Genomic DNA, 16,832 nt, shown 5'->3' with positions numbered 1-16,832 from the left:
ACCCCACCCCCCACTGTCGATCCGGCACCCCGTCTCCCAAACCGCAATGTTCCCGCAGGTAGGGCCGCGATTTGGGAACTGTACAACCGATACGCTAAAGTTTTCTCCGGCCGGTCCGGAAGGGCCAGCCAGGGAAACAATCCCCTATAGCTCAATTGGCAGAGCAGCCGACTGTTAATCGGCAGGTTTCTGGTTCGAGTCCAGATGGGGGAGCAAGAATAAGCCCTTGACCAGTAATTCTGGTCAAGGGCTTTATTCGTTTGGCGTGGCCGCCCCCGCGAAACCGACTCATCGGGCATGATCGAAAACATGAGCGAAGATCTAGGCCCCCAGCAGTACCTGCCTGTCTGGTCGAGCCCGTCGATCGACAACCCCGCCTCGCCGATCGAGAACTCCCAATCGCCGACGACACACGACTACGCGGTCTTCCGGGCAGCAGCCCCGACCGACGAGTAAGCCGCGGCTGGACGAGGCCCACGAGTCCTATCCAGCCGCGGTCAGGGTCAGCGGCGTCGCGGGTCGGCGCAGCGGGATTCCCAGGCGGCGGGCAGATCCTCGGAAAGGACCGGGGCGGCGAGGGTTTCGTCATCGAGGCCGAAGGCGTCCAGCAGTGCGGGCAGATGCTCGGCGAGGCCGTCGAGCGCTCGGCGCAGGTGCTGTTTGATCGCGCCGACGGCGGCGAGGTCGAGCATCCCGTGGCTGAGGTACCAGAGGGCGTGCTGGTCGAGGTAGCTCAGCGCGAAGACCTCACGCACGGCGGCGATTTCGGGGTGATCCGAGTGTCGGTGCAGGGCCTGTAGGGCTTCCTCGGCCGAGTATGCCTCGGCCAGGGCGAGCGCTTCGGGGATGACTGCGAGTCTGCCTTCGAGTCCGGGTGTGGCCAGATATTGCTGGGTTTCTTCGACGATGGTGAGGGTGCGGGCGTTGAACAGGCTCAGCTGGTCGCCGGGATCGGCCGGGTCGTGGATTCCGGCCTCGGGCGGGAGTTTCCCGGCGAGGTGTTTGGCCAGGACGCGCCCGGCCACCGAGCCCAGCACGTGGCAGTCGCCTTCGCCGGTGATCGCGGCGTGGCATACGCCGATGTAGTCGGAAACCCGGTTGGCGCTGAACATTCCCTGTGCGCCCATGCGGATACGACAGTGGGTGACGGTGTCGAGGGCGTGCAGCTGGATGTAGTGCTTGGCCAGCATGACCGAGACGACGGTGTCGCGGCTGGTGAGGTCGGCCGTGGCGAGCGAGGTTTTCACCGCGTTGCCGTAGATGGTGCGGGCCAGGGTGCCCGCGAGATCGGTGAGCAGGGTGTCGCGCACGTGCGGCAGTTCGGCCATGGTCGGGGTGTCCGAGGGCGTCAGCGGCACAACGCGTTTGGCGGCGTAGCGCAGCGCGATGTAGAGCGCGGCGCGGGCGGCGGCGTTGAGACACGAGGAGAGCGCGAGCCGTCCGACGGTGAGCTGGCTGATGGCGGAGGCGAAGGAACGCTTGCGGCTGTCCTCGTCGCGCCAGGTCAGCACACCGTGGTCGTCGATGGTGGCGAGGTCGTTGCTCAGCCAGGCGCTGCGGTCGACTCGGAGTTTGTCGAAGGCGATGACGGAATTGTCCATGATGACCAGCGGCTGATGGTCGAGTTGGGTGATCGTCACACCGGGCGCGGGGGTCCCGTCGGCGCCGCGTAGTCGTGCCGCGAACAGGTGCACGCCTTGGTCGACACCGGCGGCGTCGATGAAGCGGGCGCCGACCACGCAGACCCGTGCCACCGGAATGCCGACGCTGGGCATGAACTTGCGGTCCCGCGGGGTGGGGGTATCGATGACGAACCCGTCGCCGTCCCAGCTCGCCCGGGTCTGCATGAACTGGATGTTGGATCCGCATCCGTATTCGGTGAGCAGCATGACGCCGACGCTGGAGCCGTCGTCGAGATCGGCGAGATACGGTGCGGCCGAGTCGATGTCGGTGAGGGTGGACAGACTGCCCGAGGCCAGGTTGTAGTGCCCGGAGATCAGCGGGATCAGGTCGGTCGCCAGCACTGCCGACCAGTCGAAGACCGCGAACAGCCGGGGCAGGTCGGTGGCGATGTCGCGGGTGCTGCCGACCTCGGCGACCAGATTGTGCAATTGGTCGTAGGCGTTCTGGCGGCGTTGTTCCTGGCTTTGGGCCTCGGTGACGAAGTAGGCGGGGTTGCTCAGGATCTTCTGCAGGTGCTGGTCGAATTCCAGGCTGCCGTGGCGGATGACCTCGGCCAGCGAGATCGGCCCCTGTTGTGCGGGAGTGTGCATGATCCGTCTCCTACTCATTTACTGGGTCCCACCGGCAATTCGGTCCGCCGGGGGCATAGGAGGTCGCCGCCATGCTTGGGCGCGCCGGAACCCGCCCTGTGCAGGACGGCGGGGCCGGAACATCGGAGCCGGGCGATTACCTGTCAGAAGCTCGTCGCACCACGCACCTTCACGGGACGTCCCTGCCGCGCGCGGCGGGGGAGGGTGCGGAATGCCGACCGGATCGGGGTCGGCGGACAGGAGTTCGGGAGTGTGCGGGCCACGCGAAAGCGCCGGTGCGCCACGGTCGCGGTCGGATCCGTTCGCCGGATCCGTTGCCGTGGTGTCACCTTCGGCCCGCTAGTCACGAATTGTAGTGTTGCACAAATTGTCTGGATGTTCGCGGTGAAACTTCCCAGCAGTGTGCCGGGAGGCTAGGTCGCGGGGAACGGGAAGCGCACCGGAGGGAAGGTCACGGGCAGTTCGGTCAGGGCGCGGTGGAACGGGCCGGGACGCCACACCAGCTCTTCCGGTGGGACGGCGAGCCTGACTTCGGGCAGGTAGTCGAAGAGCTGGTCGATCACTTCCTGCGCCAGCAGCCGCCCGTAGGGTCGCGCGGCCGCGGGGCAGGCGTGGTCACCGGAGCTGAACGCGAGGTTCCAGCCGTTGTCGAGGCTGCCGCCCTTCATGGCCGGGTCGGTATTGCACGCGGTCATGCTGATGATCACCGGCTCGTGGGCGGGGAGCAGGAACTTCTCGATCAGGATCGGCTGCGGCGGATAGGTGATGCAGTAGTTGGCCATCGGCGGGTCGGTGGCCAATCGCTCGTCGATGGCCACGGCGGTTGGCAGGGGAGGCGCGTCGAGGGCGCTGATGAACCGGTCGTCGGTCAGCATCAGCAGCAGGGTGTTGGCGATGAGGTTCACCGGCGGCTCGACACCGGCGGCGAACAGCAGCACCAGTTGGTGGACCATCTCCTCGTCGGACAGCTCGGCGGGATCCTGGACCAGCCGCGTGGCGACGTCGTCGCCGGGCTGGGCGCGTTTGAGTGTCGTGAGGTCGAGCAGGGCCGCACCCATCTGCGCGTTGACCGTCGCGGTGTCGACGCCGTCGAACATGGCGGCGCTGGCGGCCGCGACGCGCTGACCGATCTCGGGTGGGCAGCCGAGGATCTCGCAGAAGACCGAGAACACCATCGGCAGGGCGTACTGGCCGAGGATGTCGGCGTGGCCCTCGGTGGCGAATCCGTTGACGATGTGGACCGCGGAGCGCTCGACGATGCCACGGACCGCGAACAGGTCGATACCGGCCAGTGCGTCGGACAGCGCCTTGCGGTAGCGGGCGTGCGCCGCGCCGCTGGTCCGGATCGCATTGGGCCGGTACTCGACCATGGGCAGGATCGGCATGTCGGCGGGCACGCTCTGCTGCCACATCCGCGGATCGGCCGGAAAATGCAGGGGGTCGTTGAGGATTCGCACCGCGACCGAATAGTCGATGACCAGCGTCGCGGGCACTCCCGGCCACATCTCGACCGGCACCAGCGCCCCGTACTCGCTGCGCATGCGCCGGTAGTGCCCGTGGGGATCAGCGGCGAACTCGGGACTGTAGATCGGAACTCGCACATCCTGCGGCGCGCTCACGCCAGCGGTAGCACCCTGATGCGCATGCTGCGGATCCACGTAGTCTCCCGAGTGTGGGCCTGAAATTGGTTGCGGCAAAATATAACCCAGCCGCCAACGCCACGCCGAGGCGCAAGTGGCGCGCCACCGGGCCCGGTCACACTTTCGGGTTCGTTCCGGTCATAACGGTATGAAGCTCATTGTTTTCGGGGCCAGCGGTGGGGTTGGCCGACAGGTGGTTGGGCAGGCGGTGGGGGCCGGGCATGATGTCACGGCGGTGGTTCGGGATCCCGATAAGGTGGCGGGGCTCGGGGTGCGGACGGTGATGGCCGATTTGCTCAGTGTCGAATCGGCGGTGCTCACGGCGGCGATAAGTGGTGCGGATGCGGTGCTTTCGGCTATCGGGCCGCTCCGGAATGCCGATGCCGGGGTGGCGGCGAAGGGCACCGCGGCGATTATCGGGGCGATGCGGGAGGCTGATGTGCGGCGTCTGGTTGTCGTCAGTGCGGCTCCGGTGCATACGACGCCGTCGCCGGGCCGTCCGCATCCGCCGAAGCGGGATCCGGATGACCCGTTCTTCCTGAAGTACGTGATCTATCCGATCGTCAAAGCCGTTCTGCGGCCGCGCTATGCCGACCTGGCGCTGATGGAGGACGAGTTGCGCGACAGCGATTTGGACTGGACGGCAATCCGACCCGTGCAACTCACCGACAAGCCTTTGACCGGCGACTATCGAATTGCGCTGGGGGAGAACCTGCCCGGCGGCCGCTACATCTCCCGCGCGGATGTCGCGCACTGCATGCTCCGCGCCCTCGAACGGCCGGACATGGTCGGGCAGTCCGTCGGCGTGGCCGACTGAGGTCGCTCTAGCGCGACAACGCGGCGTGGGCCGAGGGGATCGGCAGCCCTTTGGCCCACTCGCGGGCCATGTCTTTCGCTCGCACAGGGGTCGACGCGTCGTGGCGGGCGTGGTCGCCGACTTGGGTGGCACCGCGGGCGGTGAGTTTTTCGGCGGCGATCTCCCCGCCGCGGTTGAAGGAGTCGCCGTAGACGGTGTCGCCGAGGCCGAAGAGGGCGAACTGGAGGCCGGTCAGGTCGGGGGCGGTGGCGTCGAGCAGGGCGAAGAAGGGTTCGGCTCCGGTGGGGAGTTCGCCGTCGCCGTAGGTTGAGCACACGATGATGTGGAAGTCGGCCGGGTCCAGGTCGCCGGGGTCGAAGTCGAGCATGTCGTAGACCGATACGTCGTGGGCGGACAGCTCATCGGCCAGGCATTCGGCAACTCCCTCCGACGTTCCCATCTCGGACCCGAACAGAATGACGACGCGCACTACTTCTCCTCTCGTGAGTAGGTGAGGCTACCCTAATTCGAGGGCGGCGGGAAGCTGGCAGACGGGAACGCAGGAATGGCGGGAGAGTGGGAGGCGTTGGTGTACTGCGAACCGATGTGATCGACATCCCACAAGGAGATCGAATGTCCAGTTCTTCGCCTCTCATCGACTCGAACACCGATTTCGGGGCCAAGGTCACCAAACGCCTCGGGCAGGACACTGTCATCTGGTTGACCACCGTAAGCCCGAGTGGCACACCGCAACCCAATCCGGTGTGGTTCCAGTGGGAGGACGGGGCATTCCTGGTGTTCACCCAGCCGGGCACCCCCAAGTTGCGCAATATCGCTGCGAATCCCCGTGTTTCGCTGAACTTCAACAGCTCCGATTCCGGCGGTGACGTCGTCGTGTTCACCGGCACGGCGGAGATCGACGAGGGCGGGGCCTCGGCGGCCGAGCTCGACGCGTTCGTCGAGAAGTACACCGAGGGCCTGGTCGACATCGGGATGACCAGGGAGCAGTTCTTCGCCGACTACGCGGTCCCGCTGCGCATCGTGCCCGACCGCGTGCGCGGGTTCTGAAGCCGGGAACGCTCGACTCGCGAGAACGGAAGGGGCGTAGGCAGACTCGGGGGATGAGTTCTGGTTTTTATGCGAAGCGGGTCGTTGTGGTCACCGGGGCGGGGGCGGGAATCGGGCGAGAGCTGGCGGTGCTGCTGGGCGAGGCTGGGGCCTCGGTGGTGGCGGTGGATATCGATGCGGCGGGGCTCGACGGGACAGTGGGGCTGGTCCGGGGCGGTGACGTGCTGGGTGTCGTGGCGGACGCGGCCGACGCGGATCGGATGAAAGAGGTTGCGGGGGAAGCGGTCGCAAGGTTCGGGGGCGTGGATGTGCTGATCAACAATGCGGGGAAGTTGTTCTACGGTGGCGTGGCGCAGTCCGAGCCGGCGGACTTCGAGGCCGTCATGCGGGCGAATTTCGGTGCGGCCGTGGCGAGTACGAAGGCATTCCTGCCGTATGTCGTGAAGGCCGAGCAGGGCCGGATCGCGAATCTCTCCTCGGCGTACGGCCTCATCGGGCTCGGCGGGGCCGCGCCGTACACGGCGGCGAAGTTCGCGGTACGCGGGTTCAGCGAGTCGCTGCGGTCGGAGCTGCGGGGGCAGTCGAATGTCGCTGTCAGCTGCGTGTTTCCGGGCGGGGTACGGACGGGCATCGCACGCTCGGCACTGGCGGCGGCGGGCGTGGACGCGGAGCTGGCGGCGGACCGATTCGAAAAGGTTGTGGCACGGACGGATCCGGGCGCGGCCGCCCGGGTGATAGTGAACGGTGTCGCGCGCGGGAAGAGTCGTGTACTCATAGGACCTGACGCGATCCTCGCCGAAGTCGCCGCCAGGCTGGCGGGTGGGCAGTACGAGCGGCTGATTCGGCTGGTGATCAGGGGATGACGAGGGGAAATGCGGAATGGCCGGTACGCGATGGCTTTTGATCGAGACGTTCGGCGGCGGCGAGCCCACGGTGATCGGACTCGGCAGCGCGCCGAGGAAATTCGTGCCGCTGAGCCAGATATTCCGGCAGCGTGAGACCTTGGCGACCATCAAGGGCGCGATCGCGGCGACCGAGGCCGCGCTCGCGCCGGTCGAGATCATGAGCGGCGACGGTCGGCGACGAACCCTGACGCATCCGCTGCTGATCACACCGGAACGGATGCACGCCGTGCTCGTCTGGTCCGGACCCGTCGACGAGCAGGTGCCACCGCGAGATCCCGTGGGGGCCTGGTACTTCAATCTGTCCACCTCGAAATCCACCCGCTCGGACGATCTTTTGGATCTCTACGGCGTGGCACCGGAGAACCGGGCGCGCGAACACGCCATCGCGGGCGTATTCACCCGGGTCATCACCAATTCCGACGAGTCCGATGCCCTGGCCAAGATCGTCCGATCCGCCCCCGGCACCGAGCATCAGGCGGTATGGACCGTCCGCCGCGACGACGGCGCCCTGCGCGCGGCCCACTTCTCCTGCCGCCTGCTCGAAGAACACGACGCCGCAGGGCAATCCGAGGTCTTCTTCCGCGGCGTCACCCACGACATCGGCGACGCCACCGACGTCAGCGCCGCGCCGCCGCCGGTGATCCTCGAGCATCGGGTGCTCGACGCGGCCGCCGAGGAGGGCGAGTTCCGCGCCATCGTGGACCTGCGCACCCTGCGGCTGCTGCGGTGGATGGGCCCGGCCATGCCGGAGCTCGCCTGGCAGTCGCTCGCGGGGGAGCCCGAACCGCAGATCCATCCCGAGGATCTGGACACGGCGAAGTCCATGAGCCGCAACCTCGCTCACCAGCGCACGGCCGGTCACCTGCGCCTGCGTGCTCTGGACGGCGGCTGGAAGCGGGTGCACGCCCGCGCCGTGCTCATGGCGCTGGACCAGCACACCACGGCCGCCCTCGTCACCATTCGCGAGCCGGAGTAGCCAGCAAACAGACCATCGGCAATGTTTGTCGCATATCTAACACCGCTGTAACCGGATAACGACGTCTGCTCCAGGTCACGCCGATCTCACCCGAGATACCAGGTAGCGCAAGGAATTTGCTCGATTGCCCGCGAAAACACCCGCTCGCTAAACTCCCGCCCGTACGCACCCGCGCGAGCGGGAATCCTGCCGGTCATCCCCGTGATGCCGCCTGGCGCGTCGATGATGGGCCCCGCACCGGAAATGGCTTGCCATGCACCGGTATCGCGGGCTGCGCGACGGACGGAGGGCGGCTGTCATGATCGAGATGCGGCGGAATGTGCCGGGGGCGCGTTTTCTCGGTGGGCTCGTGCGGCGGCTCGCGCATCGCGTGCTGCGACCCGGCGAGATCGCTTCCTACCCCGAAGATCTCACCGCCGAGCTGGCCGAATCCGAGATCGTGCGAATTCCCCTGGACCGCTTGCGGATCGAGAACCTGGTTCGGGTCTCGGGGGAGAACGCACGCCACATCGACGCCCTGTCCGAGGTCGCGGGCGCGCTGCCGCCGATCGTCGTGCACCGCCCCTCCATGACCGTCATCGATGGCGCGCACCGGGTCCGCGCCGCCCAGTCCGCGGGCGCGCAGTGGATCGACGCCGTGTACTTCGACGGCGATGACGCCCAGGTGCTGCTGCTCGCGGTCCGGCTCAACAGCGGCCACGGGCTGCCGCTGTCCGCCGCCGACCGCAGGGCAGCCGCCGAACAGGCCATGTCGTTCTTCCCGGAGTGGTCCAACCGGATGCTGGGCGAGGCAGTGGGCCTGTCCGAGCGGGCGATCGCGGGCGTCCGGAAGCGGCGGTCGATGCATCCCCGTCGCATCCGGCTGGATCAGCCGAAGCCGTCGCGGCAAGCGCTCGACCGCGCCCGTCGATTCTGTGCCGAGCGCCCCGGCCGAGCCACCCACTCCGAGCCTCCCGCGCTGCAGGCACTGCGCACGGATCCCGCCCTCGCCACCGCGGCGGCCCGCCAGCTCCTACTCGCCTTCGAGTCCCTACCCTGGGACCCGGCCGTCTGGTCGGCCCTGTCCGAGGACCTCTCCCCGCACTCCGCCGCACTGATCGCCGACCTCGCCCGCCGCCAGGCCGAGAATTGGTCCGCCCTCGCCGATTCGGCTCGCCGCCAGGCCGACTCGATTGCGGAGACCTCTGCGGCGTGATCCGCTTCGTTTGCCGGGCGCCCAGCTCACCGATGTCCGTATCCTGCGATTTTGTGCGCCCATGACACACTGGGGTACACAAAAGCGATCTTGATCTCGAGTTCGGAGTGGTTGGTTTGTCGGGGGTTCAGCGGATGGAGGTCCGCGCAGCGGAGGGGGAACGCTCGACGCACGTGTTCGAGCGCTGGGAGGCGGGACTGAGCGAGGCCTATGTCCCGCTCGCGGTATCACCGGGCGGCGAGGGGGAATTCAGCGGCTGGATCACCCTGGGCAAGTACAAGGACTGCGAGCTTTCGACCCTGGGCGCGAGCCGCCAGCAGGTGCGTCGCACCAAGAGCCTCATCTCCCGCACCGACATCGAACTCCTGCACACCACCATCCAGATGTCCGGCCGTGGCTGGCTGCACCAGGACGGCCGGGTCGCCGAGGTCGGCCCGGGCGAGATGGTGTTCTACGACAGCACCCGGCCCTATCACTGGGAATTCGAGGGCGATTGGGAGATGGCCTCGGTCCAGGTCACCCCGACCCGCCTGCGCGACCGCGCGGGCATCACCGCCGGCGACATCCCCACCGCGACCACGGTGGCGCCCGGCAGCCCGGCCGGACTGGTGGCGGGTTACCTGCGGGATCTGGCCGTGCTGCAGAACACCAGCCCGGAACAGGCCGCCGTACTGGCCGGTTCGGCGGTCGATCTGCTCGCCTCGGCGATCTCGCTGACCGCCGGTCGCTCGGTCACCGGCGAGGCCGCAGAAACCCTGACCCGCCGCCGGGTAATGGAGTTCATGCGTCGCCATTGCACCGACAGCGGGCTCACGGTCGACGGCATCGCCGCCGGTTGCGGCGTCTCGCGCCGGACGCTGTACCGCCTGCTCGACCAGTTCGAGGACGGGCCCGCCACTCTCTTGCGGCGCATGCGAATCGAGCTCGCCTGCGGATTGCTCACGGCGCGAAAGGATCTGCCGGTGGTGGCGGTCGCCCACGCCAGCGGCTTCGCCACCGAGCGGCAGTTCTACCGCGCCTTCCGCATCGAGACGGGCATGACCCCGGCCGCCTATCGGTCGACCGCGCGGCTGGTCGGATAAGTCAGACGTGGTGCGACATCCGGACGAGGGTGCCGTCCAGATAGGCCGCGCGGCAGGCCCGCCGCGCGATCTTGCCGCTGGAGGTGCGGGGGATGGTTCCGGCGGGGACCAGCAGTAGATCGCGCACGGAGACGCCGTGGCGGCTGGAGAGCGCGCCACGGACGAGGGACGTCACCAGGTCCGGATCGAGTTTCCCGATGCCCGCGGCGCGTTCGGCCACGATGACCAGACGGTCGGAGCCGTCCTGCGGGTCCGGTGCCGAGAAGGCCGCGACGTAGCCGGGCCGCAGGGCCGTACTCGCCTCCTGGGCAGTGCATTCGAGATCCTGCGGATAGTGATTGCGGCCGTCGATGATCACCAGATCCTTGACCCGGCCGGTGACGTACAGCTGCCCGCCGAAGTACGCGCCGAAGTCGCCGGTGCGCAGCCACTGCGCGTCGGTGGCGACGCCGTCGGCGTGGCTGTCGCGGACCAGCCTGTGCACCAGTCTGTTTCGGAAGGTCTTCACGGTCTCGTGCGGGCGGTTCCAGTAGCCGATGCCGAGATTGTCGCCGTACAGCCAGATTTCACCGACGGTGCCGTCGGGGCGCTCGCGGCCGGTGTCGGGGTCGGCGATGACGGCCCACTGATCGCGCGCTAGATGGCCGCAACTGACCTGTGCCACAGCGTCTTCCCGCTCGGCGGCGACGCGCACCATGCGACCGGCGTTGAGCCGATCGCGGTCCACATGCACGACCTGCGCCGCGACCTCGGCCTGGGTGGCGGAGACGAAGACGGTGGCCTCGGCCATGCCGTAGCAGGGTTTGATGGCGTTGTCGGGCAGGCCGAAGGGCGCGAATGCCTCGGTGAACTTGCGCATGGCGGGGACCGTCACCGGCTCGCTGCCGTTGATCAGGCCGATCACCTTCGACAGATCCGGGGTCGCACCCGCCGGGGGGCGTCCGCGGGTGGCTGTGTACTCGAAGGCGAAATTCGGTGCCGCGGAGAAGATTCCGCCGCTGTCCGCCGTCGCGGCCAGCTCCTTGATCCATCGGTAGGGGCGGCGGATGAAGGCGCTGGGCGACAGCAGGGAAAGGTACCGGCCGCACATTATCGGGAGGATGACGCACAGCAGTCCCATGTCGTGGAATAGCGGGAGCCAGCTGACGCCACGGCAGTCGGCGTCCAGGCCCAGGGCGTCGCACAGTTGCAGCAGGTTGGTGGCGACGGCGCGGTGGGTGATCTCCACACCTGCGGGGGTGCGGGTCGAGCCGGACGTATATTGCAGGTACGCAATGGAATCGGCGGTGCTGTCCGGGCGCTGCCAGCGCGATTCCAAGCTGTCGGGGACCGCGTCGACGGCGATGATCCGGGGGCGGGTCACGCCCGGTCGGCGTCCGTAGAAGTCGCGCACTCCGGCCGCGGCCGTGACCGTTGTCAGGATCACCGTGGGAGTGCTGTCGCCGAGCACCGCGTGCAGGCGGTCGGTGTGGCCGGGCTCGTCGGGGGTGAAGAGGGGCACGGAGATGGTGCCTGCGGCGACCGCGGCGAAAAATGCGACCACGTAATCCAATCCGTGCGGGCATAGGACGGCGACGCGGTCACCGGGGGCGGCGACCTGCTGGATACGCGCCGCGACCGCGTATACGCGCTGTTGGAATTCTGACCAGGTCAGTTCTCGGTATTCGCCGTCCACCGCTCGTGAATAGTCGGCGTAGCGGTACACGACATCGTTCCCGTGCGCCGCGACCCGCTGGTCGATGAGGTCCATGAGCGTGGTGCTCGGTGGAATCTCGATGTGGGACTGAACGGCGAACGGGGTTTCGACCATATGCCTGCTCCTGGTGGGAATGAATTCGGGTGCGCAGTAGAAGCTTTCACGGCAGATTCGTGGCAGGCAAAGTGTGCTGTAATGCAGTGGAGGGGTGTGTGATTCGGATTATGGGGATTTGGGGACAAATGGCCCTGGATGACGGCTTCAGTTTCTGATTAGGTTGCTCAATTCCTTTGATAGCTGAAGATTTACAGTGCGTGTTGGTTCGATCATGCTGTCGTGTCGCAGGTTTCGAAACTATGATCGAAGGCATGGGTGATTTCGCTGCTGAATGGGAAGCCGGCCAGGCACTGGTCGAGCAGCTCCGTGGCGTGCACTCGAAAATTGCTGCGTTGCAGGCTGAAGAGGCTGCGCTCATGACGCGGCTGTACGAAACCCGCCGTGCGGAGCAGATCGACCTGGGGGTCGGGCTGTTGTACGCGGGGGAGAGCGCATCGACCGAGATTGGTGTCGCTTTGAAGATGTCGCAGCGGTCGGCGGATAACCTCATCGCGATCGGGCTCGATCTCAAGCATCGCTACCCGACTGCCGCGGAGGCGTTTGCTGCCGGGCGTATCGATCTGGCGCAGGTGCGGGCGATTCGGGAGACCCTGGCCAATGTGCGGGGGGATCTGCTGAGCGAGTTGGAGCCGAAGATTGCCGCGTATGCGGAAAACGCTGACCCGCAGCGGGTTCGGCGTACCGCTCGGCGGTGGATCACCGAAGCCGATCCTGAGGGGCAGGCCGTGCGCCGTAAGGAGGCCGAGGCTGAGCGCTACGTCGATGTGAAAGCCGCTGACAACGGCACCACCATCTTGGATGGCGTTCTGCCTGCCGCCGGGGGACGCACCCTGTTCGAGAAGCTGCGCGAGATGGCGTGCACCCAGGTGTGCGGCGAAGATCCTCGCACTCAGAACCAGCGTCGCGCTGATGCTTTGGTTGCGCTTGCTGACGGCACCGGCCGCCTGACCTGCCAGTGTGGGCGCGCCGATTGCCCCCGCGCCCCCTTCGACGCGGTCGCGCCGATGCCGCGCAAGGCTCTGGTGCAGGTGGGTGTGTCGGCGGAAACCCTTGCGGGACTGCAGGATAACCCGGCGCTGTTGGCTGGGTTCGGTGCGATCGACGCCGATCTGGCGCGGCAGATCGCGCGCTACGCCCGGTTCCAGATCATCACCGACACCGACACCGACAATGCGGTCGAGAAGGGCCGTGGCGTCAAGGAATTGACCTACCGGCCGACGGCTCGCGTCGCCGCCCGGGTGCGTGCCCTCGACGGCATCTGCCGTGCGCCCGGCTGCCAGGTTCCCGCCGCCGACACCGACCTCGACCACCAGGACCGCTTCGACCACGACAATCCCGACAACGGCGGACCCACCAGCGAACACAATCTGGGTGCACGGTGTCGCCGACACCATCGGCTCAAGACTCTCGCCGACAACAATCGCAATGGTTGGAAGGTCGATCATCTCCCGGATCGGGAGGTGCAATGGACCACGCCCACCGGCGATTCGATCACCACCAGCCCCGAAGGCACCCCATACCTGTTCCCCTCGGAACCGGTACCACCGGTGACCGCCGCAGGAGTGCCCGATGCGGAAACCATTTCCCCGTTCATCGATGCGGGGCCGGTCATCGACGGCCTGATGGAGATGATGCACCTCTACTGCACGCCCGCTCAGCGCAAGGCGTACTGGCGGACTCGTCGGGCCAAGATGTGATTCAGAGTGCCTGAGGCCAGGTAACCCGGGGGAAGACTCCTCGGGTGGATCGCTGCCGATCGGATTCCTCCCGTTGGCATGTACGGGGCAGTGTGGTCACCTCGCCTGCCCTACCGGACTTGGGCTGACGCCAAGTTGGGAGCCGTGACTCACCTACCAGCCCACGGACTGCACGGATCACCTTCTAGAGAACAAACGGGAGAGGGCTGGGAGGTGTGGTGGGCTGCTTGGCTGGCCAGCTGCTCTCCCTCCTCCTGGCATCTTTTGTCTCTTTTTCTCTTTCCGCGACATGTGGGGGCGAAATTCGCTGGTGAGGGGGGCGGTTGTGCGATCGTACGGGTGTCGAGTATGTTCTACGTATCTACTTAGTAGGTACGTAGGAATGAGCTCCAGTCGCAGACCACCTGTGGCTGAGGGCGCCGTGGGACCGGCGTCGTGGCGGCGGGAATTGTGCGGACCCTCATCGCGTGCAAGACCGTCGGCACAAGTAGGGCGGAGTCGCTGGTCAGCGGCTCCGCCCTTTTGGTGCGGTGGTGGGTCAGACTCGGGCTCTGATCCACTTGTAGATGACGAGGATGATGATCGCTCCGATGATGGCGCCGATGAAGGCGTGCTTCACGGGTGGCTGTAGTTCGAAGTGGTGGGGGGCGAAGACGAGGCTGCCGAGGGTGCCGCCGACGTAGCCGCCGACTATGCCGAGGACGATGGTCCAGATGATGCCGAAGTCCTCCTTGCCGGGGACCAGGAGGCGGGCGATCGCGCCCGCTATGAGGCCGATGATGATCATCGTGATGATGCCCATGGCGTGCTCCTTGCCTTGAGATACCGCATTGTCGAAGGTAACAGGGTCGCCCGCACCGATGAGCGTGTCGTAATACATCAGCGTGGCCGACGGTCCGGTTACTCGGTCTCGTTATTAACGGTTTCTCGGGCAGCGAAACACTCGTCGACGCACGGATTTCGGGGCGATGATGGATTCCGGACGACTTCGTGACGGCGGTGACCCATGGATACCCCACCTCCACTCAGCGGTCAGGGCGCTCTGGCCCGAACCATCGCGGCGCGCGGCGGGCTGGCGGCCCCGGAAGCGCCGTTCGTGATCGAGCACCGTGAGGCGCTCATCTACATGCTCTGTCAGGCCGCCGAGCTCGAACACGGCATCATGTGCCAGTACCTGTTCGCGGCCTTCTCGCTCAAGACCTCCGCCGACGAGGGGCTGAGTGCCGACGAGCTCGAGAAGGTCACGCGCTGGCGGAAATTGGTGTCGCACGTGGCCACCCAGGAGATGCTGCACCTGTCGCTGGTGCACAATCTGCTCTCCGCCATCGGAGCCGCACCGCATATGGCGCGGCCGAATTTGCCATTACCTGCCGCGCATTATCCGGCGGGGGTGCAGTTGGCGTTGCTGCCGTTCGGGGAACAGGCGTTGCGGCACTTCATGTTCCTGGAGCGGCCGGAGGGGATGGATCTCGCCGATGCCGAGGGCATCGCCAGCGTCGGGCGGGCGGCCGCGCATATGGAGCAGGGGGAGATCGTGCCCCGGCTACAGGATTTCGCGACGGTCGGGCATCTGTACCGGTCCATCGAGAACGGGATCGCGCATCTGGCCGCGAAATACGGCGAGCGGTGGCTGTTCGTGGGGCCGCGGCGGGCGCAGGCTACCGAAAAGTACTTCCGGTGGCCGGAATTGGTGGCGGTCACGGATGTCGCGTCGGCCAAGCTGGCCATCGACCCCATTCTGGAGCAGGGGGAGGGGGCTCGGGGGGATTGGCGGGACGCCCACTTCGGGCAGTTCGTCAAGATTCTCGATGAGTACGAGCAGGCGCTTGCCGCGAATCCCGACTTCGATCCGGTGCGGCCGGTAGTGGCGGCGAATGTTCGTGCGCCCGAACGGGATATCCCCGTTCCGTTGATCAGCGATCCCGACACCGCGCGGGTCGCCGACCTGTTCAATGTGGGCTACGAGGTTCTGCTGCAGATCTTCGAGCGGTTCTTCGCGCACACCGAGGAGACCGATGCCCAACTGCACACGCTGGCCGATGCGACGGTCTCGCTCATGTTCGGTGTCATCCGGCCGCTGGGTGAGTTGCTGACCACTCTGCCTGCCGGGCCGGATCATCCCGGCCGGACGGTGGGGCCGAGCTTCGAATTGTTCTACGAGACAGACTATTTGATGCCGCATCGGGAGGCGGCGTGGACGCTGCTGACCGAGCGGCTCGGGGAAGCGGTGGTGCTGACCGACGATATTCGGGCCGATCTGCCGGCGGCGGTGGGGGAGCGGCTGCGGCCGGTCGGGAAGGCGTTCGCGGATATTCAGGCCACGCTGGCCGCGCACTTTCCGAGCTGGAACGCGCATGCGCGGGCCGAGATTTTGGGGATCGATCCGGCGGTGCAGGCCGCGGCGCGGCAGCGGGCCGATGAATTCGCGAGCCGGGTGAGCGGGATCGCGGGTGGTGGGGAGCTGGCCGAGTTGTTCGATGCGGCGTACGGGTTGACGCGGCAGCCTGCCCCGGCGAGCGTGCTGCCTCGGCTGGCCGACAGTGTGTTGCGGCCGTTGTCGGAAGCTCTGGTGCGGCATGGGCTCGGGGCCGCGGGGGCGGTGGCGGGGCCCAATGGGTCGGCGCCGCCCGAGGTGGCGGTGCCCGAGCCGGGGGAAGTCTTTGATCCACGGCCCGATTGGAGCCTTCCGGATCAGCTCTGGGCGCTGGCGGTGGCGGCCACCCAGCTGCGCGGGAGGCTCGGTTCGCCGGAGCTCACCGAAGCCACGGCGGCGTTGCAGGATCTTGCCTGCGCGGTCAGGCCGCCGGGTGAGCGGGCTCGGCTGCGTGCGGAATTCGTGCACTTGCAGGCGGAACTGCCGCGATCCATCCGCGCGGCCAAGAACGGGCCGTACCTGGTTACGAACGCCACGCTCGTGGATCATCTCGGCCTGCCGATCGAGATCGGGCCGACCGCCGCTCTCTGCCGGTGTGGCGCGTCGGCGCTCAAGCCGCTGTGCGACGGCAGCCACGTGCGGATCGGATTCAATGAGGCGAAGGATCCGACGCGGGTCGCGGATCGGCGCGATACCTATCCGGGTGAGCAGCTCACTGTGTTCGACAATCGCGGCATCTGCCAGCATTCCGGGCTCTGTACCGATCGGCTCGCGACGGTGTTCCGCACCGGGACAGAGCCTTTCGTCGCACCGAACGGCGGGCGCATGGACGAGATCGTGCGGGCCGTGCGGGCCTGTCCCTCGGGTGCGCTCGGCATGGCCTTCGACGGGGTCGAGGCTGGGGAGCTGACCGATTGGCACGGCACGCGCGAGCCCGTCGTCGAGGTGACCAAGGACGGTCCGTATCGCGTGCGGGGCGGGATTCCGCTGGCGGGGGCCGACGGGGGTGCGGT

At 67.1% G+C, this 16,832-nt stretch carries 14 protein-coding genes and 1 tRNA gene; 10 read left to right on the top strand and 5 right to left on the bottom strand.

The features are described 5' to 3' along the window. Nucleotides 1-140: 140 nt before the first annotated feature. Both ACAM49_RS31810 and ACAM49_RS31805 read left to right on the top strand, forming a co-directional pair. Nucleotides 141-213 (top strand) — tRNA-Asn (locus tag ACAM49_RS31810). Between the two features lie 96 nt (nt 214-309). Continuing rightward, nucleotides 310-456, top strand: coding sequence for a hypothetical protein (locus tag ACAM49_RS31805; protein WP_369639256.1), 147 nt, complete (start codon nt 310-312; stop codon nt 454-456). Between the two features lie 47 nt (nt 457-503). On the opposite strand, the gene ACAM49_RS31800 is transcribed toward ACAM49_RS31805, so the two are convergent. Continuing rightward, on the bottom strand, nt 504-2,273 hold the full coding sequence (locus ACAM49_RS31800) for a hypothetical protein (RefSeq protein ID WP_369639255.1): 1,770 nt from the start codon (nt 2,271-2,273) through the stop codon (nt 504-506). 413 nt (nt 2,274-2,686) lie between these two features. Beyond that, nucleotides 2,687-3,892, bottom strand: a complete 1,206-nt coding sequence (locus ACAM49_RS31795) for a cytochrome P450 (RefSeq protein ID WP_369639254.1) — start codon at nt 3,890-3,892, stop codon at nt 2,687-2,689. 169 nt (nt 3,893-4,061) lie between these two features. On the opposite strand from ACAM49_RS31795, the gene ACAM49_RS31790 reads away from it, so the two are divergent. Continuing rightward, nucleotides 4,062-4,730: an NAD(P)-dependent oxidoreductase gene (locus ACAM49_RS31790; protein ID WP_369639253.1), complete on the top strand. Its 669-nt coding sequence runs from the start codon at nt 4,062-4,064 to the stop codon at nt 4,728-4,730. Between the two features lie 7 nt (nt 4,731-4,737). Here the strand turns inward: ACAM49_RS31790 and ACAM49_RS31785 are convergent, their stop codons facing one another. Then, entirely contained in the window at nt 4,738-5,199 is a 462-nt protein-coding gene (locus tag ACAM49_RS31785) for a flavodoxin domain-containing protein (RefSeq protein ID WP_369639252.1), read from the bottom strand. 143 nt (nt 5,200-5,342) lie between these two features. Between ACAM49_RS31785 and ACAM49_RS31780 the strand changes: the two genes are divergently transcribed. The 5 genes from ACAM49_RS31780 (at nt 5,343) to ACAM49_RS31760 (ending at nt 9,935) form a co-directional block, all read left to right on the top strand. Further along, the gene (locus ACAM49_RS31780; RefSeq protein WP_369639251.1) at nt 5,343-5,777 is read left to right on the top strand and encodes a TIGR03667 family PPOX class F420-dependent oxidoreductase; all 435 of its coding nucleotides are present in this window, start codon (nt 5,343-5,345) and stop codon (nt 5,775-5,777) included. Between the two features lie 53 nt (nt 5,778-5,830). Further along, a complete protein-coding gene (locus ACAM49_RS31775) occupies nt 5,831-6,640 on the top strand; it encodes an SDR family NAD(P)-dependent oxidoreductase (RefSeq protein WP_369639250.1) in 810 nt (269 codons plus the stop codon). A gap of 16 nt (nt 6,641-6,656) precedes the next feature. Continuing rightward, nucleotides 6,657-7,658 carry a GAF domain-containing protein gene (locus ACAM49_RS31770; protein ID WP_369639249.1) on the top strand — a complete coding sequence of 334 codons (1,002 nt, stop codon included), beginning with the start codon at nt 6,657-6,659 and terminating at the stop codon, nt 7,656-7,658. A gap of 298 nt (nt 7,659-7,956) precedes the next feature. Then, nucleotides 7,957-8,853 (top strand): ParB N-terminal domain-containing protein, encoded by an 897-nt coding sequence (locus ACAM49_RS31765; protein WP_369639248.1) that lies wholly within the window; start codon nt 7,957-7,959, stop codon nt 8,851-8,853. A gap of 134 nt (nt 8,854-8,987) precedes the next feature. After that, on the top strand, nt 8,988-9,935 hold the full coding sequence (locus ACAM49_RS31760) for a helix-turn-helix domain-containing protein (RefSeq protein ID WP_369639247.1): 948 nt from the start codon (nt 8,988-8,990) through the stop codon (nt 9,933-9,935). Between the two features lies 1 nt (nt 9,936). Here ACAM49_RS31760 and ACAM49_RS31755 read toward each other — a convergent pair whose 3' ends face one another. Continuing rightward, the gene (locus ACAM49_RS31755; protein WP_369639246.1) at nt 9,937-11,745 is read right to left on the bottom strand and encodes an AMP-binding protein; all 1,809 of its coding nucleotides are present in this window, start codon (nt 11,743-11,745) and stop codon (nt 9,937-9,939) included. Nucleotides 11,746-11,987: 242 nt separating this feature from the next. Here ACAM49_RS31755 and ACAM49_RS31750 point away from each other — a divergent pair, with 242 nt between their 5' ends. Next, a complete protein-coding gene (locus ACAM49_RS31750; protein ID WP_369639245.1) occupies nt 11,988-13,445 on the top strand; it encodes a DUF222 domain-containing protein in 1,458 nt (485 codons plus the stop codon). 538 nt (nt 13,446-13,983) lie between these two features. Here ACAM49_RS31750 and ACAM49_RS31745 read toward each other — a convergent pair. After that, nucleotides 13,984-14,247 (bottom strand): GlsB/YeaQ/YmgE family stress response membrane protein, encoded by a 264-nt coding sequence (locus tag ACAM49_RS31745; RefSeq protein ID WP_369639244.1) that lies wholly within the window; start codon nt 14,245-14,247, stop codon nt 13,984-13,986. 204 nt (nt 14,248-14,451) lie between these two features. Between ACAM49_RS31745 and ACAM49_RS31740 the strand changes: the two genes are divergently transcribed. Beyond that, nucleotides 14,452-16,832, top strand: a 2,381-nt coding sequence (locus tag ACAM49_RS31740) for a ferritin-like domain-containing protein (protein WP_369639243.1), incomplete at its 3' end; no start/stop codon positions are given.

This window comes from Nocardia sp. JMUB6875, assembly GCF_041154655.1.
GTDB lineage: Bacteria > Actinomycetota > Actinomycetes > Mycobacteriales > Mycobacteriaceae > Nocardia.
Note: the sequence above shows the minus strand (reverse complement) of the source record. Positions and strands in the feature narration are given on the sequence as shown.

Excerpts from the sequence above, each read along its gene's own strand:
- ACAM49_RS31805 (WP_369639256.1), top strand. The coding sequence starts at position 310 with ATGAGCGAAGATCTAGGCCCCCAGCAGTACCTGCCTGTCTGGTCGAGC.
- ACAM49_RS31800 (WP_369639255.1), bottom strand. The coding sequence starts at position 2,273 with ATGCACACTCCCGCACAACAGGGGCCGATCTCGCTGGCCGAGGTCATC.
- ACAM49_RS31790 (WP_369639253.1), top strand. The coding sequence starts at position 4,062 with ATGAAGCTCATTGTTTTCGGGGCCAGCGGTGGGGTTGGCCGACAGGTG.
- ACAM49_RS31780 (WP_369639251.1), top strand. The coding sequence starts at position 5,343 with ATGTCCAGTTCTTCGCCTCTCATCGACTCGAACACCGATTTCGGGGCC.
- ACAM49_RS31775 (WP_369639250.1), top strand. The coding sequence starts at position 5,831 with ATGAGTTCTGGTTTTTATGCGAAGCGGGTCGTTGTGGTCACCGGGGCG.
- ACAM49_RS31770 (WP_369639249.1), top strand. The coding sequence starts at position 6,657 with ATGGCCGGTACGCGATGGCTTTTGATCGAGACGTTCGGCGGCGGCGAG.
- ACAM49_RS31765 (WP_369639248.1), top strand. The coding sequence starts at position 7,957 with ATGATCGAGATGCGGCGGAATGTGCCGGGGGCGCGTTTTCTCGGTGGG.
- ACAM49_RS31760 (WP_369639247.1), top strand. The coding sequence starts at position 8,988 with ATGGAGGTCCGCGCAGCGGAGGGGGAACGCTCGACGCACGTGTTCGAG.
- ACAM49_RS31755 (WP_369639246.1), bottom strand. The coding sequence starts at position 11,745 with ATGGTCGAAACCCCGTTCGCCGTTCAGTCCCACATCGAGATTCCACCG.
- ACAM49_RS31750 (WP_369639245.1), top strand. The coding sequence starts at position 11,988 with ATGATCGAAGGCATGGGTGATTTCGCTGCTGAATGGGAAGCCGGCCAG.
- ACAM49_RS31745 (WP_369639244.1), bottom strand. The coding sequence starts at position 14,247 with ATGGGCATCATCACGATGATCATCATCGGCCTCATAGCGGGCGCGATC.